The following is a 25,846-nucleotide window of genomic DNA, read 5'->3' as shown; positions in this document are numbered from 1 at the left end:
TGAGGCTCATCCGACACCCGTCTGAGTCATCTCACACGTACGTTCTCCCCCGGTGCGCCCGTTTCCGCGCCCCGGCCACGGGGGAGACGTCTCCCGGGGGGAAGACGTTTTCTTGACCGGCCCGGGGCGGGCCTGGTCGTGGGGAGGGTGATTCGTGGTCTTCGGGAAATCCTGGGAGCCGGATTCCGGCTCCGGCCGCGGGGGCGGCCCATCACTCGGTATGGTCCCGGGATTCGCGGCGGCCGGACGGATTCGCGGGGGTCGCGGGGTGGCCGGCGGGGCGTGGCCGCGGTCCGGCGGCGGGGGGCGGTCCGGTACCGGCGCGGGGTTCGTCAACCTTCGAGCGGTAATCTCCCGGTTCCAACCGTGGGGCGGGTACCAGCGGTTACGGTGGCCACATGGCCGGCCATGACCCCCGCTGGGTGCTCAGGGACCGTCCGTCGGTCACGCTGATCGTCGGGCTCGTCCTGGCGGGCCTGTGCGCCCTGGTGTCGTTCTCCTTCGACGTGCTGAACGGCGACCCGGTCTACTTCTTCATCGCCCTGGGCCTCGCGCTGGCGCCCGTCCCGGTGTTGCTGGCCGCGGTGCTGGCGCTCGACCGCATCGAGCCCGAGCCGCGCGCCAACCTGCTCTTCGCGTTCGCCTGGGGCGCGGGCGTGGCGGTCCTGGTCGCGGGGGTGATCAACTCCTTCAACCTGCTCTACATCGAGAACACCGTCCAGCTGGGCTACGACTACGCGCGCAACATCACCGCCACGTTCGGCGCCCCGGTGGTCGAGGAGACGATGAAGGGCCTGGTCCTGCTGGGCCTGCTCAGGTTCAAGCGCGCCGAGCTGGACGGGCCCACCGACGGCATCATCTACGCCAGCATGGTCGGCCTCGGCTTCGCCATGAGCGAGAACGTCAGCTACTACGTGGCCGCGCTCGACGAGCTGGGCGCGCAGGGCCTGGCGGTGACCGTCGTGCTGCGCGGGATCCTCTCGCCGTTCGCGCACCCGCTGTTCACCTCCATGATCGGTGTCGCGGTGGCCTACGCGGCGCAGCGCCGGGGACCGGGCCGGATCTTCGTCATCGCCGCCGGGTGGATCGGCGCGATGCTGCTGCACGGCATCTGGAACGGCTTCGCCTCCTACGTCGGCATCGGCGGCCTGGCCGTCGCCTACCTGCTGCTGATGACCGTGCTGTTCGCGCTGATCTGGATCATCTTCCGCGACCGCAAGCGCATCATCGGGCTCATCCAGACCTACCTGCCCGCCTACTGGGCGACGGGGCTGGTCTCCTCGGGCGACGTCGCGATGCTCTCCTCCCTGCCCAGCCGCCGCCAGGCCCGGCAGTGGGCCAGGAACCACGGGGGCAGGACGGCCCTGCGGGCGATGAGCGACTACCAGCTGGCGGCCACCGAACTCGGCCTGCTCCACGAGCGGGCCAGGGGCCACGTGATCGACGAGCGCACGTTCAACGAGGAGCAGCGGGCGCTGCTGGAGTGCATGGCCGGCGCCCGCGCCCGGTTCCCCGCGCCGTCCGCGGCCGGGAACGCCACGGCGGGCCACACCTCCGGCGGCCCCGGCCGCGCGGGCGGTTCCCCCTGGCCGCAGGGCGGCTCCGCCGGTGACCCCGGTCCCGGTCACCCGCCGCAGGGCGGGGCGTTCCGCCTGTAGGGCGTCCTGGCCGGGGTTCACCCCCGCCGGAGCACGGTCTCCAGGGTGGTCTCGCGGGGCCCGGGGAAAACGGGCGGCGAGTCGAGGAGCACGGAGTCGACGAGCCCTTTCGCCGAGGCGAGGAACTCACGGGCGGCGAGGCCGTAGGTGGACACCCACCGCTTGGACGAGTCGTCGCCCACGCCGAAGGTGTCCAGGCCCGCCGTGCGGCACAGGGTGACCGCCCTGGGCAGGTGGAACACCTGGGTGACCACGGTGACCTTGGTGGCGCCGAACACCGTACGGGCCCGGACGCACGAGTCCCAGGTGTCGAAGCCCGCGTAGTCCAGGACCAGCGCCCCGGCCGGCACGCCGCTCGCCAGCAGGTAGTCGCGCATCACGGTCGGCTCGTCGTACTCCCTGCGGCTGTTGTCCCCGGAGAGCAGGATCGCCTCGACCCTGCCCGCCCGGTAGAGCTGCGCGGAGATGTCCAGGCGCCTGGCCAGCATGGGGGAGGGGGCGTCCCCGACGACGCCCGCCCCCAGCACCAGCGCCACCGGGGCCTCGGGAACCCCGGCCACCCAGCCGGGGGAGGAGTCGGCGACCGCCCGGTGGCCGGAGCTGGACAGCCAGGCCCAGGTGATCGGGGTGACGGCCAGGACGCTCAGCAGCACGACGCCCTGGTAGCAACGCCGCATGATCGTGCGTGACAACGACATCCGGCCATTGTCCGGCCGTGCCGGGACCGCGTCGAGCGCGGCCGGCTCCCGGAGGCGTCCGGGAGGCGTGAGGGAGGCGTGCGGACTGGGGTTCAGCGGAATCCGGCGTGGAACCCCGGGCGTTTACGCCCGGGAGGAAACGACAGCGCGGGAGGGCCTCCAGGCCCGATCGGTGCCGTGATGGCCGGTTCATGTGAGCGGATCAGTCCGGCCGTTTCGGTGTTCGACGTACTCCTTGACGATCGACAGTGAGGCGCCGCCGCAGGAGGACGGGGACCAAAAGCGTCCGCCCCACAGATATTGACGCACGTGCGGGCCGAACTCTTTGCGAAGGAGCCGGGCCGAGACGCCCTTGAGGGAGTTGACCAGGACCGGCAGCGCCACTTTGGGCGGGTGGCGGACCAGCGGGTGCACATGATCGTGCTCGCCGTTGAACTCGACCAGGACGGCGCCGAAGTCGTCGCATACCTCGATCATGATGGCTTCGCAGCGGCGCCGCATCTCGTCGGTGAACACCTTCCGCCGGTATCTGGGGATGAAGACCACATGGGCATGGAGGCGGCAGACCACAGCGCGGCCCCTGCGAACATCAGGATCAGATTCCCGCCGCGGTGACATGGACCGGACGACAATGTGTTCGATTGTGAAACTGGTGGTGCAGGTGAAACTCCTGCCGAGACCCGAGCAGGCGACGGCGCTGGAGGCAACCTTGCGCGCGGTCAACACGGCCGCCTGCCAGGTCTCCCGCCACGTCCACGAGCACCGCACGTTTCGCAACTACGACCTGCGCAAACACACCTACACGCAGATCAAGGACGAGTACGGGCTGGCCGCCCAGGCCGCGCAGCACGTCATCAAGCCGCGCAGCACGTCATCAAGAAGGTCGCCGACGCCTACACCACCCTGCACGCCAACATCCGAGCCAGGAACCTGGGCAAAGCGGGCCCTGCCCGCCGGGTACGGGCCGAATCCACGCCGATCGCCTTCCGCGCCGAAGCCGCCCAGCCGTTCGACGACCGCTGCCTGTCCTGGCAGATCGACGCGCGGACGGTGTCGATCTGGTCGGTGGCCGGGAGGCTGAAGAACCTCACGTTCACCGCCTCCGCCCAACAGCTCAAGACCCTGTCGGCACGCCGCAAGGGCGAGTCAGATCTGGCCTACCGCGACGGCATGTGGTTCCTGATCGCGACCTGCGACATGCCCACCCCCGGCGTCAAGGACCCAGACGCCTTCCCGGGGTGGATCTGGGCATCGTCAACCTCGCCACCACCAGCGACGGAGCCCGTCAACGCAGCCCGCAACATCGCCGCACGCGGTGAGACGGGCTGGGCAGTGAGTCACGCTGCCTGACGCGGACCGGACCGTCGAAGCCATCGACGTCGAGGAGCTGCGAGCTCGGTCGTTCACGGCCGAGAAGCTGACACGCGGACGGCGTCGCGGTCGCCGGCGACCGCCTCCGGGAGGTCGCGCGGCCCGCGCGGGCCGGTCGCGAACAGCACCCGCAGCGCGCAGAGCCAGACCAGGGTCGCGCCGAGCACGTGCAGGTTGACCAGGGCCGCGGGCACGCCCAGGAAGTACTGGACGTATCCGACGACCCCCTGCGACGCCTCCACGGCCAGCAACGTCCACGCGGCCCGCCGGGCGTACCCGGGCGCGTCGGTGATGTGCAGCGCGAACGCCAGCGCGAAGGTGAGGCCGACCACCACGTAGGCGACGTCGGCGTGGATCCTCGCCACGGTCTCGATGTCGAAGCCGAACCGGGAGGCCATCTCGTCCCCGGAGTGCGGCCCGGTGCCGGTCACCACCACGCCCACGACGAGCAGGACGAACACGGCGGCGACGAGCGCGAAGGCGAGCGTGCGGACGTGGCGGTGGACCGGCTGCCGGGACACGCTCCCGTCCTGGGCCTGACCGGCACGGGCGTACAGCGCGTACGCCGCGGCGATCATGCCGACGGAGACCAGGAAGTGCACGCTCACGGTCACCGGGTTGAGCGCGCTGCGCACGACCAGGCCGCCCCAGAGCCCCTGGAAGGCCACGCCGATCGGCTGCAGCCAGGCCAGCCTGACCAGGTCGGGGCGGCGGGTCGGCAGCCGCAGGGCGGCGATCAGGCAGGCCACGCCGACGGCCAGCACCAGGAAGGTCAGCATCCGGTTGCCGAACTCGATCGCCATGTTCACCGGGGAGATCTCGGCGTGGGCCACCGGGGTGAAGCTCTCCGGCGTGCACCGGGGCCAGGTGGGGCAGCCCAGGCCCGACCCGCTGACCCGTACCGCGGCGCCCGTCACCGTGATCCCGATGTTGACGACGACCGCCGCCAGCGCCCAGCGGCGCAGCGTGAGGAGGGTCGGCGGCCCCACGATCCGCGCCGACTTCACGGCGTGCCGGCGGGTCCGGTCAAGGAGGTGGTTCACGGCTCACATGCTAGGTGGCGAGGTGGGCGGTCCCACCGCGGACCCCGGGTACCGGCCGCCGGAGCGGGCGGCCCGCCGCGAGACGGCGTGCCGTCCGGGCCGGTGGGTAGGGGTGCGCTCGAGCCGGCGGCACGCCTGCCACGCCTGTTTTGGTGCATTGATCCGATAGAGGGTATGTGACATAGTACTGGCGAGTCCGAGGCGCGGGAGCGAGGTGGGACATGCCGGACGTCGTGGTCATCGGCGCCGGAGTCGTCGGTGCCGCCTGCGCCTACTACGCCGCCCGCGCGGGACTGGACGTGGTGGTCGTCGACCGGGGCGCGGTGGCGGGCGGCACGACGGGTGCGGGTGAGGGCAACATCCTGGTCTCCGACAAGGAACCGGGACCCGAGCTGGACCTGGCGCTGCTCTCCAACCGGCTCTGGCGAGACCTGGCCGGGGCCGGCGGTGACAGCGGTGACGGCAGCGCTGACGGGGCCGGCGGGGCCGGCACGGCGGGCGGCGGGGGGTTCGAGCCGGGCGGGGGGTTCGAGTTCGAGGCCAAGGGCGGCCTGGTGGTCGCCGAGACGGACGAGATCCTGGCGGCGCTCACCGGCCTGGCGGCCAAGCAGGGCGTCGAGCACGTCGCCGTCGCCTCCGGGGAACTCGGCGACTACGAGCCCCACCTGGCCAGGGGGCTCGCCGGAGGCGTGTTCTACCCGCAGGACGCCCAGGTCCAGCCCATGCTGGCGGCGGCCGGGCTCATCCGGAGGGGCGCCGAGCGGTTCGGCCACGGCGCCCTGATGCTGCGGACCGGCGTCACGGTGACCGGCTTCGTCCGTGCCGGCGGCCGGGTCACCGGCGTCACCACCGACCACGGCGACATCCTCGCCGGAGCCGTCGTCAACGCCGCGGGCACCTGGGGCGGGGAGATCGCCGCGCTGGCCGGCGTGCGCGTCCCGATCCTGCCCAGGCGCGGCTTCATCCTGGTCACCGAGCCTCTCGCCGGGCCGCTCGTCAGGCACAAGGTCTACACCGCCGCCTACGTCACCGCGGTGGCCAGCGACTCGGAGGGGCTGGAGACGTCGGCCGTCGTGGAGAGCACCCCGTCGGGGCCGGTGCTCATCGGCGCCAGCCGCGAGCGGGTCGGCTTCGACCGCACGGTCTCCGTCCCGGTGCTCGAACGTCTCGCCCGCCAGGCCGTGGAGCTGTTCCCCGCCCTGGCGGCGTACCGGGCGATCCGCGCCTACTGCGGTTTCCGCCCCTACTGCCCGGACCACCTTCCGGTGATCGGGGAGGATCCCCGGGCACCCGGGCTCTACCACGCCTGCGGCCACGAGGGGGCGGGCATCGGCCTGGCCCCGGCCACCGGCCACCTGATCGCCCAGCTCCTGGCCGGGCTCCGCCCCGACCTGGACCTCGCCCCCTTCCGCCCGGACCGCTTCGCCGAGGAGGCGTCTTGACCTTCTCTCGGAGCCGGAGCCGGAGCCGGAACCGGAATCCTTTCGGCGGAGGTGCCCTATGAGGGACGGAGGTGCCCGATGAGGGATCCGTACCGCCTGGTGGGGGCGCGGCCCGAGCCGGGGTTCGAGATCAGCGTGGACGGCGTCCCCGTCCCGGTGGTCCCCGGCCAGACCGTCGGCGCCGCCATGCACGGCGCGGGCATCCGCTCCTGGCGCACCACCAGGTTCGGCGGCCGCCCGCGCGGGCTGTTCTGCGGCATCGGGGTCTGTTTCGACTGCCTGGTCACGGTGAACGGGACCCCGTCCCTGCGCGCCTGCCTGACCGAGGCCCTCCCGGGAGACCTGGTGACCACCGGCGACGAGGGAGAGGGATGAACGGCCGATGACGCGGATCCACGACCTCGCCGTCGTCGGCGCGGGCCCCGCGGGGGTCGCGGGCGCGCTCACCGCGGCCCTGTCCGGGCTGGACGTCGTACTGATCGACGGGGCCGCCAGGCCGGGCGGCCAGTATTTCCGGCATCCCGCCGAGGGTTTCCGCGCCGCGCGGCCCGGCGCGCTCCACCACGGGCTCGACCGGTTCACCCGCCAGTGGGAGACGCTCCGCGAGCGCGCCGAGGTGCTCCTGCGCCACCGGGTCTGGGCGGTCGAGCGCGCGGACGGGGCGATCACCGTACGGTGCCTGGAGGGAGACCGTGAGGAGCGGCCCCGCGCGGTGACCGCGCGCGGGCTGCTGATCGCCACCGGCGCGCACGACCGGCCGCTGCCGTTCCCCGGCTGGGACCTGCCGGGGGTGCTCACCGCGGGCGGCGCGCAGGCGCTGCTCAAGGGTGACCTGGTCCTCGCGGGGAGCAGGATCGTGGTCTCCGGCACCGGCCCGTTCCTGCTCCCCGTCGCCGCGGGCCTGGCCGACGCGGGGGCCCGGGTGCTCGGCGTCCACGAGGCCGGCAGCGGGTTCGGGCTCGCCAGGCACCCGCTGCTCGCGGCGGGACGGGCCGGGGAGGCCCTCGGGTACGGAGCGCGCCTGGCCCGGCACCGGATCCCGTACCGCGTCCGCGAGGCGGTGGTCGCCGCGCACGGCGACACCGCGCTGACCCACGTCACCGTGGCGAGACTGGACGGGGACTGGCGGCCGGTCTCGACGAGGACCGTCGAGTGCGACACCCTCGCCTTCGGCTACGGATTCGTCCCCCAGCTCGACCTGCCGGTCCAGCTGGACTGCGACACCCGCCGCGACCCCGACGGCGGCCCGGTCGTCGCGGTCGACGCGGGCATGCGCACCAGCGTGCCCGGCGTCTACGCGGCGGGGGAGCCCACCGGCGTCGGCGGGGCCGCGCTCGCCGAGGTGGAGGGCCGCATCGCGGGCCGGTCCGCCGCCGCGGACCTGGGCCGTCCCGTGCCGCCCGACCCGGCCCTGTCCCGGCGCAGGGACCGGCTCGCCGCCTTCGCCCGCGCCCTGCAGGAGGCCTACCCGGTACGGCCGGGCTGGCGGGAGTGGCTGCGCGACGACACGCTCGTCTGCCGCTGCGAGGAGGTGCCCCTGTCGGCCGTGCGGGAGGCCCAGGCGATGGGGGCCGTCGACGCGCGTTCCGTCAAGCTTCTGGCCCGCCCGGGGATGGGGTGGTGCCAGGGCAGGATGTGCGGCTACGCGGTCGCGTGCCTCGCGGGGGAGGACCCCGCGCCGCCCCGGCGCCCGATCGCCCAGCCCGTCAGGCTCGGCGACCTCGCCGCGCGGCCGTCGTCCGCCCCGGAACGGCGGGAGGGCCGCCCGGCGGCGGAAGGGCCGGAAACCCTCCTGGACCTGGACCTCGACCTGGAGCTGGACATGGACCTGGAGCCGGACCCGAAGCCGGAACCGGATCTGGAGCCGGACCCGGATCGGCAGGAGACCTCCCCGGACCCGGGCGGGTCTGAGCCTCCCCCGCGCCGGGACCGTACGGGATCTCCCCCGGACCCGTACCGGCTGGAAAACCCTCGGAAGGACGAACCATGACGACCCCCGCGAAGCCCTGGCACGGTGTGACCGTGGCCACCGCGCTGCCCCTGGGCGCGGACCTCTCCGTCGACCTGGACGGTTACGCCGAGCACTGCCGGTGGCTGGTCGCCTCCGGGTGCGACGGCGTCGTGCCGAACGGGTCGCTGGGCGAGTACCAGACGCTGACCCCCGAGGAGCGGGCCTCGGTCGTGGAGACCGCGGTCGCGGCCGTCGGCGGCGACCGCGTCATGCCGGGGGTCGCCGCCTACGGCGCCCTGGAGGCCCGGCGCTGGGCCGAGCAGGCCGCCGAGGCCGGGTGCCGCGCGGTGATGCTGCTCCCGCCGAACGCCTACCGCGCCGACGACAGGACCGTGGTGGAGCACTACCGGGAGGTGGCCCGGGCCGGCCTGCCGGTGGTGGCCTACAACAACCCCTTCGACACCCGGGTGGACCTCACCCCCCGGCTGCTGGCCACCCTCCACGCCGAGGGTCTGATCGCCGGGGTCAAGGAGTTCAGCGGGGACGTCCGCCGCATCTACGAGATCGCCGAACTCGCCCCCGGGCTGGACGTGCTGGCCGGGGCCGACGACGTGCTGCTGGAACTGGTCACCGCCGGGGCGGTCGGCTGGGTGGCCGGCTTCCCCAACGCGCTGCCCGAGTCGACCGTGGCCCTGTACCGCGCGGCCGCCGCGGGGGACACGGCCACCGCGCTGCCGCTCTACCGCGCGCTGCACCCGCTGCTTCGCTGGGACTCCAGGCCGGTGTTCGTCCAGGCCATCAAGCTCTCCATGGACCTGGCCGGGCGCAACGGCGGCCCGTGCCGCCCGCCCAGGCTCGGCCTCGCCCCCGAGCAGGAGGCCGCCGTGCGCGCCGCCACGGAGAAGGCGCTGGCCGAGGGCCTGCGGTAGATCCACCCCCTACCCTTCCCCGTGAGGAGAGTCGATGAGAACGAAGAGGGTCTTCCACGCGGTGGACTCCCACACCGAGGGCATGCCCACCCGGGTGATCACCGGGGGAGTGGGGGTCATCCCCGGCTCCACCATGGCCGAGCGGCGTGAGCACTTCCTGGCCGAGATGGACCACGTCCGCACCCTGCTCATGTACGAGCCGCGGGGCCACTCGGCGATGAGCGGGGCCATCCTGCAACCGCCCACCCGGCCCGACGCCGACTACGGCGTGCTCTTCATCGAGGTCTCCGGCTGCCTGCCCATGTGCGGGCACGGCACCATCGGCGTCGCCACGGTCCTCGTCGAGACCGGGATGGTCGAGGTCGCCGAGCCGGTCACCACCATCCGGCTGGACACCCCCGCGGGCCTGGTCGTCGCCGAGGTCCGGGTCGAGGACGGCGCCGCCGCGGAGGTGACCATCACCAACGTGCCCTCCTTCGGCGCCGGGCTGGACCGCGTGGTCAAGGTGCCCGGTTTCGGGGAGGTCTCCTACGACCTCGCCTACGGCGGCAACTACTACGCGATCCTGCCGATCGAGTCGGTGGGCCTGCCGTTCGAGCGGTCGCACAAGCAGGCGATCCTCGACGCCGGTCTGGCGATCATGGGGGCGATCAACGAGCAGGACGAGCCCGTCCATCCGCTGGACCCCGGCATCCGGGGCTGCCACCACGTGCAGTTCACCGCGCCCGGTTCCGGCGCCCGGCACTCGCGGCACGCGATGGCGATCCATCCCGGCTGGTTCGACCGCTCGCCGTGCGGCACCGGTACCAGCGCCCGGATGGCCCAGTTGCACGCCAGGGGCGAGCTTCCGCTGGACACCGCCTTCGTGAACGAGTCGTTCATCGGCACCCGCTTCGTCGGGCGGCTCACGGAGGAGACGGAGGTGGCGGGCCTGCCCGCGGTGGTTCCGGCCATCACCGGGCGGGCGTGGGTCACCGGCACCGCCCAGTACTTCCTCGACCCCCGCGACCCGTTCCCGGGAGGTTTCCTCCTCTGACTCCGGTCGCCGGGCCGCCGATGCCCCGGTTTCCGGCCGGGCGGCCGGGACCGTTTCCCGCGCGGGCCCGCGACCGCAACCCCGGCGCCGGAGAATCCTCGCGGGAGGCCGTTCCCGGCGCCGTCCGCCCCTCTCCGAGCTGCGAACACGCCGGCCTCCCCGGGGGGCGACCCCGGTGGGCCGCGGCTCGCGGGGAAACGGCGTCTTAACGCTAACGGTCTTGTTTCGGCCCTTGACGCGCACCGGCATTGCACGTGCAATATCACACACCACCGGACGTGAGGAGCTGCGCATGCGTGCCACCCCCCTGAAGTGCTTCACCTCGCTGGCCGTTCTCGGTCTCATGGTCACCGGATGTGGCCAGGGACTGCTCGGTGACGGCGGCGGGGGCCAGACGGCCGCCGCGAAGGACGAGCCGATCGTCCTCGGCATGCTGATCCCGCAGTCGGGCAGCGAGGCCGCCATAGGTCCCTACATGAGCAACGCGGCGCAGCTCGCGATCGACGAGATCAACGCCAAGGGCGGTGTGCTCGGCCGCAAGCTGGAGCTGAGGACCGCCGACGACGCCTGCGACGCCCAGTCCGCGGCGGCGGGCGCCAACAAGCTGGTCACCGAGGGGGTCGACGTCTCCGTGGGCGGCTATTGCTCCGGGGCGACGCTACCCACCCTGCCGATCTTCGGCAAGGCCGGAATCCCGATGATCATCCCGGCCGCCAACTCCCAGGAACTGGTCGACCAGAAGCTCAAGCACGTCTTCCTGATCAACGGCACCGGTTCCCAGCAGGCCGCGGCCGCCGAGAAGTGGATCGCCAAGCAGGGGTCCAAGAGCGTCGCGCTGATGCACGACAACACCAGCTACTCCAAGGACATCGCGCTGCGCACCCAGGCCCTCCTGGAGGCCCCCGACGGAGCCGAGGCCGCGATCACCGAGGCGGTCACCCCGAAGGAGAGCGACTACAGCGCCAACATCACCAACGTGCTGGCCAAGAAGCCCGACTTCGTCTACTGGACCGGTTACTTCCAGGAGGGCGGCCTGATCGCGCGCCAGCTACGGCAGGCCGGATACAAGGGCTCCATCATGGTCGGCGACGGCTCGGTCTCCCCCAAGCTGATCGAGATCGCCGGAGACGAGGCCGCCGAGGGCCTCTACGCCACGATGACCCAGACCCCCGACACCCTCGAGGGCGCCGAGGGCTGGATCGAGGCGTACAAGAAGAAGTACTCCTCCGAGCCCGGCCCGTACTCCAACCAGGCCTACGACGCGGTGCGGCTGGCCGCAGAGGCGATCACCAAGGCGGGTGCCACCGACGGTGACAAGGTCATCGCGGCGCTCGAGGCGATCGACGGCTTCTCGATGTTCTCCGGGCCGCTGAAGTTCACCCCCGAGCACACCCTGGCGAACGGCGGCTTCCAGATCCTTGTCGTCAAGGACGACAAATTCGCCCTGCAGGACGCCCTCCAGTGACGCAGCTCGTCTGGAACGGATTGTTCGTCGGCTCGTTCTACGCTCTGGTGGCCCTGGGCTACAGCATGGTCTACGGGATCATCAAACTGCTCAACTTCGCCCACGGCGACCTGTACATGCTGGGCGCGTTCGCCGGTTTCGCCATCCTCGGCGCGGTCGGCGGCGTGTCCTCCTCGATGGCCCTGCCGCTGCTGCTCGCGGTGCTCCTGGCGACCATGGTCGTCACCGGCCTGGCCGGGGTGGCGCTGGAGCGGATCGCCTACCGGCCGCTCCGCCGCGCCCCACGGCTGTCCCTGCTGATCACCGCGGTCGGGGCCTCCTTCGCCCTGGAGTACGGCATGCGCGCGGTGGCCGGGGCCGATCCGCGCGTCTACCCGGTGCGGCTGGGCGGCACCTCGCTGGAGATCCTCGGGGCCCGGCTCACCGTGCAGCAGGTCGTCCTGGTCGGCGTGGCGGTGCTGCTCATGGCCGGGCTCAACCTGCTGGTCACCCGCACCCGTGAGGGCCGGGCCATGCGGGCCATCGCGCTCGACCCGCGCACCAGCGCGCTGATGGGCATCGACGTCAACGCGGTGATCTCCCGCACCTTCTTCATCGGCTCGGCGCTGGCGGGGGCCGCGGGGGTGATGGCCGGGGCCTACTACGGGAAGATCGACTTCATGATGGGCTTCCTGATCGGGCTCAAGGCCTTCACGGCGGCCGTCATCGGCGGCATCGGCAACATCCCCGGCACGATGCTCGGCGGCCTGCTGCTCGGGCTGCTGGAGTCCTTCGGCACGTTCTGGCTGGGCGGTGAGTGGCGCGACGTGTTCGCCTTCGGGGTGCTGATCCTGTTCCTGACGGTGCGGCCCACGGGCCTGCTCGGCGAGCGCGTCACGGAGCGCGTATGAACGAGACCGCAGGGCCCACCGGAGCAACCGCGCCCGCCGGAGCCACCGGTACCGGTACCAAGGTCCGCCGCCGCGGCGCCGGCAGGCCCCCCACCAGGGCGTCGAAACTGCTGCAGAACCGCTGGGCCGGGATCGCCGGGCTGCTGATCGCGCTGCTGGCCCCCTTCGTCAACGCCACGCCGTACGCGCTGTCGGTCATGACCAGCGCGGCCATCGCCGTGATGCTCGCCGCCGGGCTGAACATCGTGGTCGGCTACTGCGGCCTGCTCGACCTGGGCTACGTCGCCTTCTTCGCGGTCGGCGCCTACACCAGCGGCGTGCTGGCCACCCGCTTCGACCTGCCGCTGCTCGCCACGGTGCCCGCCGTGCTCGTGGTCACGGTCGTCGCCGGGATCGTCATCGGCGCACCCACCCTGCGGCTGCGCAGCGACTACCTCGCCATCGTGACCCTCGGATTCGGGGAGATCATCCGGATCACCGCCAACAACCTGGACGTCACCGGCGGCCCCTCCGGCATCTACGGCATCCCGCACCTGGTCGAGCACCCCGCGGCCTTCTACTACGTCACCGTGGCCGTCGTCTCGCTGGCCGTCCTCGGCGCGGCGCGGCTGGGCCGCTCCCGCCTGGGCCGGGCCTGGCGCTTCGTCCGGGAGGACGAGGACGCCGCCGAGGCGATGGGCGTGCACACCTACCGGGTCAAGCTCGCCGCCTACATCGCCGGGGCGGTCTGGGGCGGCCTGGCCGGGGTGCTGTTCGCCGCGCAGCTGTCGGCCATCTCGCCGGGCAGCTTCACCTTCCTGTCGTCGGCGCTGGTGCTCATGGCCGTGGTCCTCGGCGGCATGGGATCGGTGCCCGGCGTCGTCGTCGGCGCCATCGTGATCAGCATCCTGCCGGAGATCCTGCGCGACCTCGCCGACTACCGGTTCTTCCTGTTCGGCGTCCTGCTCATCGTCTTCATGCTCCTGCGACCGCAGGGGATCTGGCCGGCTCGTTCCAAGGAGGTCCCGTGAGCCTGCTGAGCGTGGCCGACCTGCGCCTGACCTTCGGCGGGCTGGTGGCCATCGACGGCCTGTCGTTCTCGGTGGACGAGGCGGAGATCGTCTCGGTGATCGGGCCCAACGGGGCGGGCAAGACGTCGGCCTTCAACTGCGTCACCGGCTTCTACCGGCCGACCTCCGGCCGGATCACCCTGCGAGGCAGGGACCTGCCGGGGATGCGGCCCTCGGCCATCGCGGGCCTGGGGGTCGCGCGGACCTTCCAGAACCTGCGCCTGTTCGGCGAGCTGTCGGTCCTGGACAACGTGCGCGCCGGATCGCACCTGTGGCTGCGCCAGAGCGTCCTGGACGCGCTGCTGCACACCCCGCGCTACCGGCGCTCCGAGCGCGAGTGCACCGAGCAGGCCCACCACTGGCTGGACTTCGTCGGCCTGCGCGGCGACCGGTACGGGCAGGCACGCAACCTTCCCTACGGTGAGCAGCGCCGTACGGAGATCGCCCGTGCCCTGGCCCGCCGCCCCGACCTGCTGCTGCTGGACGAGCCCGCGGCAGGGCTCAACCACGGTGAGAAGGCCGAGATGCTCGACCTGATCCGGCGCATCCAGGCGCTGGGGGTGGCCATCGTGCTCATCGAGCACGACATGGGCCTGGTCATGGAGGTCTCCGAGCGCGTGGTCGTGCTCAACTTCGGCAGGGAGATCGCCGACGGCCGTCCCGAGGACGTCCGGCGCGACCCGGCCGTCATCGAGGCCTACCTCGGCGGCGACCCCACCGCCGCGGGGGACGAGGCCGGTGGGACCGCGACGGCGGGGAAGGGCGGCACCGGGGAAGGCGGCTCGGGCGAGGAGGCCGCGGCGAGACACGGCGAAAGATACGGCGAAAGATACGGCGAAAGGCGAGACGACGGCGCCGGAGAAGCCGAAAAAGCCAAGAAAGCCGGGAAAGCCGGAGAAGAGACCGCGGGGGACGACGGCACGGCCGGGGGAGACGCCAATGCTTGACATCGACGGGCTGGACGTCCACTACGGCGGCGTGCACGCCCTGCGGGGCCTGTCGCTCGGCGTCGCCGAGGGGGAGATCGTGGCCCTGCTCGGCAACAATGGCGCGGGCAAGACCACCACGCTGTCGGCGGTCTCGGGGCTGCTGAGGCCCTCCGGCGGGACGGTGGTCTTCGACGGGAAGGCGATCACCAGGGAGAAGCCGCACCGGATCACCGCGCGCGGCCTGGTGCACGTCCCGGAGGGCCGCAGGATCTTCAGCACGCTCAGCGTGCACGAGAACCTCCAGCTGGGCGGCTACCTGGTCCGCGACCAGGCGGAGATCCGCGCGCGGATCGAGCGGGTCTACGAGCTGCTGCCCCGCCTGGCGGAGCGGCGCGCCCAGCAGGGCGGCACGCTGTCGGGCGGCGAGCAGCAGATGCTCGCCATCGGCAGGGCGCTGGTCACCGGGCCCCGGCTGCTGTTGCTCGACGAGCCGTCCATGGGCCTGGCGCCCCTGGTGGTCGCCTCGGTCATGGAGCTCATCGCGGGGATCAACGCCGAGGGCACCTCGGTCCTGCTCGTCGAGCAGAACGCCGTGGCCGCCCTGGGGATCGCGCACCGCGGCTACGTGATCGAGAACGGCGAGTGCGTCCTCGACGGGCCCGCCGCCGAGCTCCGCCGGGACGCCCGGGTGGTCGAGGCCTACCTCGGCGGGGTCCGGGGGAGCGAGGGGGGATGACCGGCGGACCCGTCACCGGCGTCGTGCCCTCCGGATCGGCCCCCGGGTGTTCGGGGACGCACGCATGGCCTGGGAGGATGAGGGAGTGGCGGGTTCCGCCGATCGGGCGCGGACGCGAGCGACACGAGAGGCTCCGGTATGGCTCCTAGGGCGGACGGCCGGCTCGACCTGCCGGCCGTGAGCGAGCGGCAGAGCCTGCGTGAGCAGGTGGCCCACGCGCTCAGGGCGGCCCTCATCACCGGTGAGATGAGGCCCGGCATGGTCTACTCCGCCCCGGTCCTCGCCGCCCAGTTCGGGGTCTCGGCGACCCCGGTGCGCGAGGCCATGCTCGACCTGGCCAAGGAGGGCCTGGTCGAGGCGGTGCGCAACAAGGGCTTTCGGGTCACCGAGCTGTCCGACCGGGACCTGGACGAGCTGACCGAGATCCGCAGGCTCATCGAGGTGCCCACGGTGGCGCAACTGGCCGACGCCGGGCGCGCGCCGAGCTTCGAGACGCTGCGCCCGCTGGCCCAGGCGATCGTCGACGCCGCCGAGCGCGGCGACCTGCTCGCGTACGTCGACGCCGACATCCGCTTCCACCTGGACCTGCTCGCCCTGGCGGGCAACTCCCACCTCGTGGAGGTGGTCCGCGACCTGCGCAACCGGGCCCGCCTGTACGGCCTGTCCTCCCTGCACCGGCGGGGTACCCTCGCCGACTCCGCCCGCGAGCACCTCGCGCTGCTCGAACTGCTCTCCGAGGGCGACGCGGCCGGTGCCGAGCGGCTGATGCGCGCCCACATCCACCACGTCCGCGGCATCTGGGCCAGCCGGCCCGAGTAGCGGCGGCCCGGGTGGGCGGCGTCAGCCGCTGCCGCGGGTGGCGCCCACGCTGGCGACGACCACGCAGCCGATGGCGGCCCACTCCCGCATCTGGAGCACCTCGCCCAGCACCAGCAGCCCGACCAGAGCCGCCATCGCGGGCTCCAGGCTCATCAGGATGCCGAAGACCCGCTTGGGCATCCTGCGCAGCGCCTCCAGTTCGATCGAGTAGGGGATGACCGACGACAGCAGGCCCACCCCGAGCCCGATCAGCAGCAGCTCGGGCTGGAGCAGGTCGGCGCCGCCCGAGGCGATCCCGACGGGGGCGACCAGCACGCAGGAGACGATCATCGCCAGGGCGAGGCCGCTCGTCCCGGGGAAGCGGCGGCCGACCGAGGCGGACAGCAGGATGTAGCCGGCCCAGCAGACCGCCGCCACCAGGGCGAAGGCGATCCCGGCCCAGCTGATCCTGGACGGGGCCGTGCCCCACGGGGCCAGCAGCACCACGCCCGACCCGGCGAGCGCGACCCAGAGCAGGTCGAGGCGGCGGCGCGAGGCCGCCACCGCGACACCGAGCGGGCCGAGGAACTCGATCGCCACCGCGATGCCCATGGGCAGCCGGGCCAGCGCCTCGTAGAACGACAGGTTCATCACGCCCAGTGTCACGCCGAACGCCACCCCCGCTCCGACGTCCGCCCTGGACAGCCCGCGCAGCCGGGGGCGGGCGACCGCGCCCATGATCAGCGCGCCCGTCGCGATCCGCAGGAACACCACGGCGCTCGGCGGCAGCTGGGCGAACAGGTCCTTGGCGAAACCCGCGCCCACCTGCACCGACATGATGGCCAGCAGCACCAGCCCCGAGGGTGGGATGGCGTCGGAGGCCGCTCTCAGCAGCGCTCCGGGCCCGGACAGCCCCAGCTTGTTCGGCTCGGCGGGCCCGTGCAGGGCTTCGGCGGTCACGACTCTCCTCAAGCCAGGTGCAAACTAGTAGATGGCACCTTACCGATCGGGGTGCCCGTTTTCCGGGACGTCCGCGATGCGAGACGACTCCGCGGAAGGCCACGGCTCCGCAGGAGGTGGTGGCTCCGGGGGGAGCGGTGGCTCCGTAAGGGGCGGCGCGGCCCCGCGGGAGGTGGCTTCACGAGGGGGCCGCGCCCCGGCGGCGAGGGCGGCCCTCCGGCGGATCGTCCCCCGCCGGAGGGAGAGCCTCGCCGTCTATCCGGCGTCCGGCGCGGGTTCGCGGGTGTAGAGCGCCACGGTCATACCGGGTACGCGGCCCGTCCGCCATGCCTTGGCCCGGACGAATCCCTCCTTGGTCAGGGCGGTGACCCGGCCGACGCGCGAGGCCGCCTCCGATCCGCCGCGCCAGACCATCCAGACCCGCTCGCGCCCGGCCACAGCGGCGGCCACGTCGGAGCGCTCCGGGTAGCCGAAGGAGTCCGGCAGGGGGCCGGGCCCGGCGAGCAGCACGTCGTCGGGCAGCCCCTTCCCGCCGTGCCGCGTCCCGTCGTAGTAGCGGAAGCCCTCGCGCAGGGAGGAGCGGCCGTAGACGATGGCGTCGCCGGGCCGGCCCTCGCTCGCGAGGATCCGTACCGCCCGGGGGAAGTTCTCGTGGTGCCCGTCCTCCCTGCGGAAGTCCAGCTGGCCGGGGAACCCGGCCGCCAGCACGCCCGCCAGCGCGAGCAGGGCGGGCAGGCGGGGCAGCGCGGTGAGCGCGAGCCCGGCCAGCAGCGCGTACGCGGGCACCGTCGCGAACAGGTAGCGGTCGACGTAGACCGGCGAGACCAGGTGGGACAGGGCGAACAGCAGCAGGGGCGGCAGGAGCGCCCAGGCGCCCAGCAGGACGATCCAGAGCCGGTCGGCGCCGTGTCGCCGGCGCAGGAAGGGGGCCGCCGCCGCGATGACCAGCACCGCGCACCCCGCCAGGGCGGTGCCCCCGGCCATCTTGGGCAGTGCCAGGAACACGTCGGGTCCCGGCATGGTGATCCAGCTGATCGCGTGCCGCTCGGCGAAGCCGACCGCCGCCCAGACGGTCCCCGGAACACACCCCAGGGCCATGCAGGCCAGCACCCTGGGCAGGACGCCCCGCCCGTACAGTGTGATCGCGAGCAGGTGCGCGGCCAGCACGAGCAGCGCGAACACCTGCGTGCAGCCCAGCAGCGCGACGGCGGCCGCGTACCTCCACCAGCCGCCGCGCCGTCCGGGCTCCTCGATCGCCCGGTACAGCGTCCAGGTGGCCAGGACCGCGGCGGCGGCGGCGAACGCGTAGGAGCGGATGTTCTGCCCGTGGTAGGAGACCGAGGGCAGGAAGACGTAGACGGCGGCGGCGGCCAGCCCGGCGGGCTGCGAGCTGAGCCGGCGTCCCAGGTCGGCGATGAGCGCGGTGGCCGCGCCCGTCGCGAGCGCCGAGGGCAGGCGCATCCACCACTCGGCCTGCCCGAACTCCAGCCACAGGTGCATGAACGCGTAGTAGGGCAGGAAGTGCCCGTCGATGTGCTGGGCCAGCTCCCAGAGTCCTCCGGCGCCGCGGCGGGCCGCGCTGAGGGTGGCGAGCTCGTCCCCCGACTGGGAGACCGTGGACGAGCCTGCGACGGCGACAAGCGTGGCGACGATCCCCATGGCCAAACTTGGCCAGATTTGCCCCGTATGTCGTGTCGCCGGACGGGACGAAGACCGCGTTCCGGTAATGATCACCTGGAGGATGGTAGGTGGTGCCGATCACCCTCGTTGATCTTTTGTGATGAAAAGAGCGGATATTTCCGGTTAAGTGGTTCCCGGTACGGGGTTTACGGCCTGGTCATTCCCAGCGGAACGTCCGGGAGGTCAGGAGGAGCGACACCGCCGCCCACGCCGCGAGGATCGCCACGGCGACGAGCGGGAGTCCCGCGCCGTCGCTCAGGACCGCGCGGAGCCCTCCGGTCAGCGCCGAGATCGGCAGCAGCTCCAGCACCGGCCGTACCGCCTCGGGGAATTTCGCCAGCGGGAAGGCGACCCCGCCGCAGGCGAGCAGGAGCAGGTAGACGAGGTTCGCCGCGGCGAGCGTGGCCTCGGCGCGCAGCGTTCCCGCCATCAGCAGGCCGAGCCCGCTGAACGCGGCGGTGCCCAGCACGACCAGCAGCAGCGCCGCGAGCGGCGAGCCCGTGGGGCGCCAGCCCAGGGCGAGCGCCACCGCGCAGATGACCGCCACCTGGACGACCTCCACGGCGATCACCGCGAGCGTCTTGGACAGCATCAGCCCGGTCCGCGACAGCGGGGTCGCGCCCAGCCGCTTCAGCACGCCGTAACGGCGCTCGAAGCCCGTCGCGATGGCCTGCCCGGTGAAGGCGGTGGACATCACGGCCAGCGCGAGCACCCCGGGGGTCATGAAGCCGACCCGGGAACCGCCGCCCACGTCGATGATCGGGGCGGAGGAGAGGCCGACGAGCAGCAGCACCGGGATGATCATCGTGAGCAGCAGCTGCTCGCCGTTGCGCAGCATCGCCCGGATCTCCGCGCCCGTCTGGGCCGCCACCATCCGGCCCAGCGGCGCGGCTCCGGGAGCCGGCGTGAGGTCCAGGGTCGTCATGGGGCTCTCCTGCGGTCTGGCCCGCGCTCCGGCCGGGACCGCACCCGGACGCGCGCGGGGCGGTGGCGAGGGGGTTTCGAGGGTGCTGCGAGAGGCTCCGGGAGCGTCACCGGGGCGAGGAGCTCCGGGAGCGTCACCGGAGCCGGGGGTCGCGAGGGCGTCACCGGAGCTCACGCCCGGTCAGTTCCAGGAAGACGTCCTCCAGGGTGCGCCGCTCGATGCTGAGGTCGTCGGCGGCCACCCCCTCGGCCGCGCACCAGGTCGTCACGGTGGCCAGGAGGCCGGGCGCGACCTGTCCCTCGATGATGTAGTGCCCCGCGGGCGACTCCTTGGCCGCGCTGCCGGCGGGCAGGGCGGCGAGCAGCTCGTCCAGGGAGAGGCCGGGCCGGGCGCGGAAGCGCAGCTGCCGCTCGGCGCCGGTGAGGGAGGAGGGCGTGCCCTCGGCGACCACCCTGCCGCGGTCGATGATCACGATCTGGTCGGAGAGCTTCTCCGCCTCGTCCATGTGGTGGGTGGTGAGCACCACCGAGACCCCGCTCGCACGCAGGTCCCGCACCAGCTCCCAGCAGGCGTGCCTGGCCTGCGGGTCCAGACCCGCGGTCGGCTCGTCGAGGAAGACCAGCTCGGGACGGCCGATGACCGCCCCCGCCAGCGACACGCGCTGCTGCTGGCCGCCGGAGAGCCTGCGGTACGGGGTGCGGGCGTGCTCGCTCAGCCCCAGCCGCTCCAGCAGCGCCGCCGGGTCGAGCGGGTGGGTGTGGAAGCAGGACATCAGCCGCAGCCACTGCCCGCAGCGGGACGCGGGGGGAACGCCGCCCGCCTGGAGCATCACCCCGACCCTGGCCCGCAGTTCCGGTCGTGACGGGTCGAGCCCGAGCACTCGCACGGTGCCGCCGTCGGCCCGGCGGAATCCCTCGCAGATCTCCAGGGTGGAGGTCTTGCCGGCCCCGTTGGGGCCCAGCACCGCGGTGACCGCGCCTCGGGCGGCGTTGAAGGTCAGGCCGTCGATCGCGGTCGTCCCGCCGTATCTCTTGACCAGGTCGACGATCTCGACGGCTGGGGAGTCCATGGCCACGAGTTTAGGGACTGCGCTCGCCGGTCACGCTTCCGGACCACGCGTCCAGGGCCGCCGCGGTCCCGTTTCCCTGTCGGGACCGGACCCGCCAGACTGGCGCTTAAAGGTTTTTCTGAGGAAATTTCCGAAATACAGGAATTCGGATGACCGGCTGTTGGTTGGGACGCTTCGGCCCCTGTGGGCCCATCGTTCGCCCGTGACCAGCGGGCGTGGCCTGCAATCAAAAGGGGACACGGGTATGACCGCGGCCGTCGTCGAGCCGGAGGTGACGCCGATCGCACGGCGCAGGACACTGCTACTGCTCATCCTGGGCGCGCTGTCGGCGGTGGGTCCTCTCTCGATCGACATGTACCTGCCCGCCTTCCCCTCCATCGCCGCCGACCTGGGCACCGGGCAGGCGCAGGTGCAGCTCACCCTCACCGCCTGCCTCGTCGGGTTCTCCATCGGGCAGGTCGTCGCGGGCCCGATCAGCGACACGCGCGGCCGGCGCGGCCCGCTGCTGATCGGCATCGCCGCCTACGCCGCCGCCTCCCTGCTGTGCGCCTTCTCCCCGTCGGTGTACGGGCTGGTGGGATTCCGCCTGCTGCAGGGCATCGCGGGCGGCGCCGCGCTGGTGATCGTCCGTGCGGTCGTCCGCGACCTGTACGAGGGGGCGGCCATCGCCCGGATCTTCGCCACCCTCATGCTCGTGACCGGCCTCGCGCCGATCCTCGCCCCGATCGCGGGCGCGCAGCTGCTCGACCACACCTCCTGGCGGGGCGTGTTCGTCGCGCTGAGCGCCGCCGGGCTCCTGCTGCTGACCTTCGCGCTGTCCGGGGTGCGCGAGACGCTGCCCGCCGACCGGCGCGAGAGCGGCGGGCTCCGGCACACCCTCGTCACCTTCTGGCACCTGCTCCGCGACCGCTCCTTCATGGCCGCCACCCTGGCCGGGGGGCTGGGTTTCGCGGCCATGTTCGCCTACATCTCCGGCTCGCCCTTCGTGCTCCAGGACGTCTACGACACCTCGGCGCAGACCTTCTCCCTGGTGTTCGGGCTGAACGCGCTCGGCCTGACCGTCACCGCGCAGATCGGCGGGCGCCTCGCCGGGCGGCTGGATCCGGCCAGGCTGATCGTGGCCGGGCTGCTCATGAGCGTGGCCGGGGCCGCCGGGGTGCTCGTCGCGGCCCTGTTCCACCTGCCCCTGCCGGTGCTGGTCGCCGCGCTGTTCGTGATGATGTGCGGGGCGGGTTTCGTCCTGCCGGGCAGCGGCGCGCTCGCCCTGGCCGGCCAGCCCCAGCAGATCGCCGGGAGCGCGGCCGCGCTGACGGGCGTGCTGCAGTTCGCGCTCGGCGCGCTCGCCGCCCCGCTGGTGGGCCTGGGCGGCGAGGGGTCGGCCCTGCCGATGGCCGTCGTCCTGGCCGGCTTCACCCTCGCCGCGCTCGCCGCCTTCGTCGGGCTGCGGGGGGCCTCACGGAGCGTTTCCCCAGCTTAGGTAAGGCTTACCTGCGTGACGAACCACATTCGGTCGACCGAACATCGGGTTTGTAACTGGGGAAGCAATTACGGCACACTGATGTTGTGAAATACGTGACCGGGATGCAGGGCACCGAGGGAGCCGCCGCCGCGCGGCCCTCCGCCGTGTCCGCCGAGCGCAGCACGCGAGCGCGTGTCGCCCGGCTCATCCTGGAACACGGGCCCATCACCGCCGCCGCCCTCGGCGAGCGGCTCGGCCTCACTCCCGCCGCCGTGCGCAGGCACCTCGACGCCCTGCTGGCCGAGGGAATGGCCGAGGCCCGCACCGCCAGGCCGCGAGGCCAGCGCGGGCGCGGGCGGCCGGCCAAGTTGTTCGCGATAACCGACGCGGGCCGCAGCGCCTTCGAGCACGCCTACGACGGCCTCGCCGGGAGCGCGCTGCGTTTCCTGGCCGAGCGCGTGGGCGAGGAGGCCGTGGCGGAGTTCGCCAGGTCACAGGTGGCCGGCCTGGTCGACCGCCTGCGGCCGAGGATGAGCGAGGTCCCCGCCGACCAGCGGGTCCGCGTCCTGGCCGAGGCGCTGTCGGCCGACGGCTACGCCGCCTCGGCGAGCAAGGCCAGCCTCGGCGGCGAGCAGCTGTGCCAGCACCACTGCCCGGTGGCGCACGTGGCCGCGGAGTTCCCGCAGCTGTGCGAGGCCGAGACGGAGGCGTTCGGGCGCATCCTCGGCACCCCCGTGCAACGGCTCGCGACCATCGCCCACGGCGACGGCGTGTGCACCACGCACGTGAGTCCCCGCAGAACCCCCGGGCCGGGCGCCAGAGAGCCCGCGACGGGTTTTTCCGCACCCGATCCGGCGCCACCGCCGGCAGTCCACGAAACGATCGACACATCGAGCAAGGAGACCGGAAGGTGACTGTCACCGACCGCCCGGAGCTGGAAGGCCTCGGGAATTACAAGTTCGGCTGGGCCGACTCGGACGCCGCGGGAGCGACGGCCCGGCGCGGCCTGTCCGAAGAGGTCGTCCGCAACATCTCCGCGCTGAAGAGCGAGCCGGAGTGGATGCTGGACCTTCGTCTGAAGGGGCTGCGCCTTTTCGGCAAGAAGCCCATGCCCAACTGGGGTTCCGACCTCAGCGGGATCGACTTCGACAACATCAAGTACTTCGTGCGCTCGACGGAGAAGCAGGCCGCCTCCTGGGAGGACCTGCCCGACGACATCAAGAACACCTACGACAAGCTCGGCATCCCCGAGGCGGAGAAGCAGCGCCTGGTCGCCGGCGTCGCCGCCCAGTACGAGTCCGAGGTGGTCTACCACAAGATCCGTGAGGACCTCGAGGAGAAGGGTGTCATCTTCGTCGACACCGACACCGCCCTCAGGGAGCACGAGGAGATCTTCAAGGAGTACTTCGGGACCGTGATCCCCGTCGGCGACAACAAGTTCGCCGCGCTGAACACGGCCACCTGGAGCGGCGGCAGCTTCATCTACGTACCGCCGAACGTCAACGTGGAGATCCCGCTCCAGGCCTACTTCCGGATCAACACCGAGAACATGGGCCAGTTCGAGCGGACCCTGATCGTCGTCGACGAGGGCTCCTACGTCCACTACGTCGAGGGCTGCACCGCGCCGATCTACTCCTCCGACTCGCTGCACAGCGCGGTCGTGGAGATCATCGTGAAGAAGAACGCGCGCTGCCGCTACACGACCATCCAGAACTGGTCGAACAACGTCTACAACCTGGTCACCAAGCGCGCCGTGGCGTACGAGGGCGCGACCATGGAGTGGGTCGACGGCAACATCGGTTCCAAGGTCACCATGAAGTACCCGGCCGTCTACCTCATGGGCGAGCACGCCAAGGGCGAGACCCTCAGCGTCGCCTTCGCCGGTGAGGGCCAGCACCAGGACGCCGGGGCCAAGATGGTGCACCTCGCGCCGAACACCAGCTCCTCGGTGATCTCCAAGTCCGTCGCCCGCGGCGGCGGCCGCACCTCCTACCGCGGCCTGGTCCAGATCGAGGAGGGGGCGCACGGCAGCGCCAGCACCGTCAAGTGCGACGCGCTCCTCGTCGACCAGATCAGCCGCTCCGACACCTACCCCTACGTGGACGTGCGCGAGGACGACGTCTCCATGGGGCACGAGGCCACCGTCTCCAAGGTCTCCGACGACCAGCTCTTCTACCTGATGAGCCGCGGTATGGGCGAGGACGAGGCGATGGCGATGATCGTCCGGGGCTTCGTCGAGCCGATCGCCCGCGAGCTCCCGATGGAGTACGCCCTGGAGCTGAACCGCCTGATCGAGCTGCAGATGGAAGGGGCCGTCGGCTGATGGGTCTCGACACCGGAAAACCCCTGTCGACCCTCCACGAGAAGGCCTCGTACGACGTGGCCGACTTCGCGGTACCGACCGGCCGGGAGGAGGAGTGGCGCTTCACCCCGCTCTCCCGGCTCAAGGGCCTGCACGAGGGTGTTGCGGCCTCCGCGAACGTCGTCGTGCACGTCGACGCCGCCCCCGAGGTCACCGTGGAGACCGTCGGCCGCGACGACCAGCGGGTCGGCAAGGCGTACGTGCCCGCCGACCGGGTCAGCGCCCAGGCCTACGCCTCCTTCGAGAAGGCCACCGTGCTCACCGTCCCGCGCGAGGCCGTCGCCTCCAAGCCGACGGTGATCACCCTCACCGGGTCCGGGCAGGGCGCCGCGTACGGCCACACGGTCGTGCGGCTGGAGCCGATGGCGGAGGCCGTGGTCGTCCTCGACCACCAGGGCAGCGCCGTCTACGCCGACAACGTCGAGTTCGTCGTGGGCGAGGGCGCCACGCTCAAGGTCGTCAGCCTGCAGGACTGGGCCGACGACGCCGTGCACGTCTCCCACCACCACGCGCTGCTGGCCAAGGACGCGACCTTCCGCGGCTTCGTGGTCACCCTCGGCGGCGACCTGGTCAGGCTGTCCCCGTCGGTCTCCTACGAGGGCCCCGGCGGCGACGCCGAGCTGAACGGCCTCTACTTCGTCGACGCCGGCCAGCACCTGGAGCACCGCCTCCTCGTCGACCACTCCAAGCCCGGCTGCCGCAGCAACGTCGACTACCGCGGCGCGCTGCAGGGCCAGGACGCGCACGCGGTCTGGATCGGCGACGTCATCATCCGCGTCGAGGCCGAGGGCACCGACACCTACGAGCTCAACCGCAACCTGCTGCTCACCGACGGCGCCCGCGCCGACTCGGTGCCCAACCTGGAGATCCTCACCGGCGAGGTCGCCGGGGCCGGTCACGCCAGCGCCTCGGGCCGTCTCGACGACGAGCACATCTTCTACCTCCAGGCCCGCGGGATCCCCTTCGAGGACGCACGCCGCCTCGTCATCAGGGGCTTCTTCGCGCAGCTGCTGGAGAAGATCGAGGTTCCCGAGCTTCGCGAGCGGGTGCTCGCCCGGGTCGAGGCGGAGCTTGAGAAGTGACGTTCGAGAAGGTCTGCAAGCTCGCCGACATCCCCGACGAGGGAGTGATCGGCCTTGAGGTCGGCGACACCCCCGTCGCCCTGGTCCGCCGGGGCGAGGAGGTCTTCGCGCTGCACGACGTCTGCTCCCACGCCGAGGTGAAGCTCAGCGAGGGAGAGGTCTACGACGGCACCCTGGAGTGCTGGCTGCACGGCTCGTGCTTCGACCTGCGCTCGGGCAAGCCCACCGGGCCGCCCGCCAACAAGCCCGTCCCCGTATACCGAGTAAAGATCGATGGCGATGACGTCCTCGTCTCGCTCTCGAAGGAGTCATAA

At 72.3% G+C, this 25,846-nt stretch carries 25 protein-coding genes; 18 read left to right on the top strand and 7 right to left on the bottom strand.

Annotation, left to right across the window (positions count from 1 at the left end; genetic code table 11):
• Positions 1-398: 398 nt before the first annotated feature.
• Positions 399-1,658 carry a PrsW family intramembrane metalloprotease gene (locus tag AB0G15_RS08370; protein WP_362836629.1) on the top strand — a complete coding sequence of 420 codons (1,260 nt, stop codon included), beginning with the start codon at positions 399-401 and terminating at the stop codon, positions 1,656-1,658.
• Between the two features lie 17 nt (positions 1,659-1,675).
• Here the strand turns inward: AB0G15_RS08370 and AB0G15_RS08365 are convergent, their stop codons facing one another.
• Both AB0G15_RS08365 and tnpA read right to left on the bottom strand, forming a co-directional pair.
• A complete protein-coding gene (locus AB0G15_RS08365; RefSeq protein WP_362836627.1) occupies positions 1,676-2,356 on the bottom strand; it encodes an ElyC/SanA/YdcF family protein in 681 nt (226 codons plus the stop codon).
• Between the two features lie 189 nt (positions 2,357-2,545).
• Positions 2,546-2,974, bottom strand: a complete 429-nt coding sequence (gene tnpA, locus AB0G15_RS08360) for an IS200/IS605 family transposase (RefSeq protein WP_362836740.1) — start codon at positions 2,972-2,974, stop codon at positions 2,546-2,548.
• A gap of 15 nt (positions 2,975-2,989) precedes the next feature.
• Here tnpA and AB0G15_RS08355 point away from each other — a divergent pair, with 15 nt between their 5' ends.
• Positions 2,990-3,706, top strand: a complete 717-nt coding sequence (locus tag AB0G15_RS08355; protein WP_362836747.1) for a hypothetical protein — start codon at positions 2,990-2,992, stop codon at positions 3,704-3,706.
• 53 nt (positions 3,707-3,759) lie between these two features.
• On the opposite strand, the gene AB0G15_RS08350 is transcribed toward AB0G15_RS08355, so the two are convergent.
• The gene (locus tag AB0G15_RS08350) at positions 3,760-4,770 is read right to left on the bottom strand and encodes a COX15/CtaA family protein (protein WP_362836625.1); all 1,011 of its coding nucleotides are present in this window, start codon (positions 4,768-4,770) and stop codon (positions 3,760-3,762) included.
• A 221-nt stretch (positions 4,771-4,991) separates the two neighbouring features.
• On the opposite strand from AB0G15_RS08350, the gene AB0G15_RS08345 reads away from it, so the two are divergent.
• The 11 genes from AB0G15_RS08345 (at position 4,992) to AB0G15_RS08295 (ending at position 16,016) form a co-directional block, all read left to right on the top strand.
• Positions 4,992-6,212: an FAD-binding oxidoreductase gene (locus AB0G15_RS08345; protein WP_362836623.1), complete on the top strand. Its 1,221-nt coding sequence runs from the start codon at positions 4,992-4,994 to the stop codon at positions 6,210-6,212.
• Between the two features lie 78 nt (positions 6,213-6,290).
• Positions 6,291-6,587, top strand: coding sequence for a (2Fe-2S)-binding protein (locus tag AB0G15_RS08340; RefSeq protein ID WP_362836621.1), 297 nt, complete (start codon positions 6,291-6,293; stop codon positions 6,585-6,587).
• Between the two features lie 7 nt (positions 6,588-6,594).
• The gene (locus tag AB0G15_RS08335) at positions 6,595-8,202 is read left to right on the top strand and encodes an FAD-dependent oxidoreductase (RefSeq protein WP_362836619.1); all 1,608 of its coding nucleotides are present in this window, start codon (positions 6,595-6,597) and stop codon (positions 8,200-8,202) included.
• Positions 8,199-9,092, top strand: coding sequence for a dihydrodipicolinate synthase family protein (locus AB0G15_RS08330; protein ID WP_362836617.1), 894 nt, complete (start codon positions 8,199-8,201; stop codon positions 9,090-9,092). The genes AB0G15_RS08335 and AB0G15_RS08330 overlap by 4 nt, the downstream gene beginning before the upstream one ends.
• A 34-nt stretch (positions 9,093-9,126) precedes the next feature.
• Positions 9,127-10,128, top strand: coding sequence for a proline racemase family protein (locus AB0G15_RS08325; RefSeq protein WP_362836615.1), 1,002 nt, complete (start codon positions 9,127-9,129; stop codon positions 10,126-10,128).
• A gap of 292 nt (positions 10,129-10,420) precedes the next feature.
• Complete coding sequence (locus AB0G15_RS08320) at positions 10,421-11,593, top strand: branched-chain amino acid ABC transporter substrate-binding protein (RefSeq protein ID WP_362836613.1); 1,173 nt, start codon at positions 10,421-10,423, stop codon at positions 11,591-11,593.
• Complete coding sequence (locus AB0G15_RS08315) at positions 11,590-12,483, top strand: branched-chain amino acid ABC transporter permease (RefSeq protein ID WP_362685785.1); 894 nt, start codon at positions 11,590-11,592, stop codon at positions 12,481-12,483. The genes AB0G15_RS08320 and AB0G15_RS08315 overlap by 4 nt, the downstream gene beginning before the upstream one ends.
• Positions 12,480-13,493, top strand: coding sequence for a branched-chain amino acid ABC transporter permease (locus AB0G15_RS08310; protein WP_362836611.1), 1,014 nt, complete (start codon positions 12,480-12,482; stop codon positions 13,491-13,493). The genes AB0G15_RS08315 and AB0G15_RS08310 overlap by 4 nt, the downstream gene beginning before the upstream one ends.
• A complete protein-coding gene (locus AB0G15_RS08305) occupies positions 13,490-14,479 on the top strand; it encodes an ABC transporter ATP-binding protein (protein WP_362836609.1) in 990 nt (329 codons plus the stop codon). The genes AB0G15_RS08310 and AB0G15_RS08305 overlap by 4 nt, the downstream gene beginning before the upstream one ends.
• The gene (locus AB0G15_RS08300) at positions 14,472-15,197 is read left to right on the top strand and encodes an ABC transporter ATP-binding protein (protein ID WP_362685794.1); all 726 of its coding nucleotides are present in this window, start codon (positions 14,472-14,474) and stop codon (positions 15,195-15,197) included. Before AB0G15_RS08305 ends, AB0G15_RS08300 begins: the two co-directional genes overlap by 8 nt.
• Before the next feature lie 138 nt (positions 15,198-15,335).
• Positions 15,336-16,016 carry a GntR family transcriptional regulator gene (locus AB0G15_RS08295; RefSeq protein WP_362836607.1) on the top strand — a complete coding sequence of 227 codons (681 nt, stop codon included), beginning with the start codon at positions 15,336-15,338 and terminating at the stop codon, positions 16,014-16,016.
• 21 nt (positions 16,017-16,037) lie between these two features.
• Here the strand turns inward: AB0G15_RS08295 and AB0G15_RS08290 are convergent, their stop codons facing one another.
• The 4 genes from AB0G15_RS08290 to AB0G15_RS08275 all read right to left on the bottom strand — a co-directional run bounded on the left by AB0G15_RS08290 (position 16,038) and on the right by AB0G15_RS08275 (position 20,629).
• Complete coding sequence (locus AB0G15_RS08290; RefSeq protein WP_362836605.1) at positions 16,038-16,955, bottom strand: EamA family transporter; 918 nt, start codon at positions 16,953-16,955, stop codon at positions 16,038-16,040.
• A 255-nt stretch (positions 16,956-17,210) separates the two neighbouring features.
• On the bottom strand, positions 17,211-18,614 hold the full coding sequence (locus tag AB0G15_RS08285) for a glycosyltransferase family 39 protein (protein ID WP_362836603.1): 1,404 nt from the start codon (positions 18,612-18,614) through the stop codon (positions 17,211-17,213).
• Positions 18,615-18,792: 178 nt separating this feature from the next.
• A complete protein-coding gene (locus AB0G15_RS08280) occupies positions 18,793-19,560 on the bottom strand; it encodes an ABC transporter permease (RefSeq protein ID WP_362836601.1) in 768 nt (255 codons plus the stop codon).
• A 160-nt stretch (positions 19,561-19,720) separates the two neighbouring features.
• Positions 19,721-20,629 carry an ABC transporter ATP-binding protein gene (locus AB0G15_RS08275; RefSeq protein ID WP_362836599.1) on the bottom strand — a complete coding sequence of 303 codons (909 nt, stop codon included), beginning with the start codon at positions 20,627-20,629 and terminating at the stop codon, positions 19,721-19,723.
• Positions 20,630-20,873: 244 nt separating this feature from the next.
• Between AB0G15_RS08275 and AB0G15_RS08270 the strand changes: the two genes are divergently transcribed.
• The 5 genes from AB0G15_RS08270 (at position 20,874) to AB0G15_RS08250 (ending at position 25,846) form a co-directional block, all read left to right on the top strand.
• Positions 20,874-22,106 (top strand): multidrug effflux MFS transporter, encoded by a 1,233-nt coding sequence (locus AB0G15_RS08270; protein WP_362836597.1) that lies wholly within the window; start codon positions 20,874-20,876, stop codon positions 22,104-22,106.
• A gap of 104 nt (positions 22,107-22,210) precedes the next feature.
• Positions 22,211-23,002, top strand: coding sequence for a metalloregulator ArsR/SmtB family transcription factor (locus tag AB0G15_RS08265; RefSeq protein WP_362836738.1), 792 nt, complete (start codon positions 22,211-22,213; stop codon positions 23,000-23,002).
• Positions 22,999-24,411 carry a Fe-S cluster assembly protein SufB gene (gene sufB, locus AB0G15_RS08260; RefSeq protein WP_362836595.1) on the top strand — a complete coding sequence of 471 codons (1,413 nt, stop codon included), beginning with the start codon at positions 22,999-23,001 and terminating at the stop codon, positions 24,409-24,411. Before AB0G15_RS08265 ends, sufB begins: the two co-directional genes overlap by 4 nt.
• Positions 24,411-25,532, top strand: coding sequence for a Fe-S cluster assembly protein SufD (gene sufD / locus AB0G15_RS08255; RefSeq protein WP_362685813.1), 1,122 nt, complete (start codon positions 24,411-24,413; stop codon positions 25,530-25,532). Before sufB ends, sufD begins: the two co-directional genes overlap by 1 nt.
• On the top strand, positions 25,529-25,846 hold the full coding sequence (locus tag AB0G15_RS08250; protein ID WP_362685816.1) for a non-heme iron oxygenase ferredoxin subunit: 318 nt from the start codon (positions 25,529-25,531) through the stop codon (positions 25,844-25,846). Before sufD ends, AB0G15_RS08250 begins: the two co-directional genes overlap by 4 nt.

The sequence above is a fragment of the Streptosporangium sp. NPDC023825 genome (assembly GCF_040639575.1).
Taxonomy (GTDB): domain Bacteria; phylum Actinomycetota; class Actinomycetes; order Streptosporangiales; family Streptosporangiaceae; genus Streptosporangium.
This window is presented reverse-complemented; position numbering and strand designations above follow the sequence as displayed.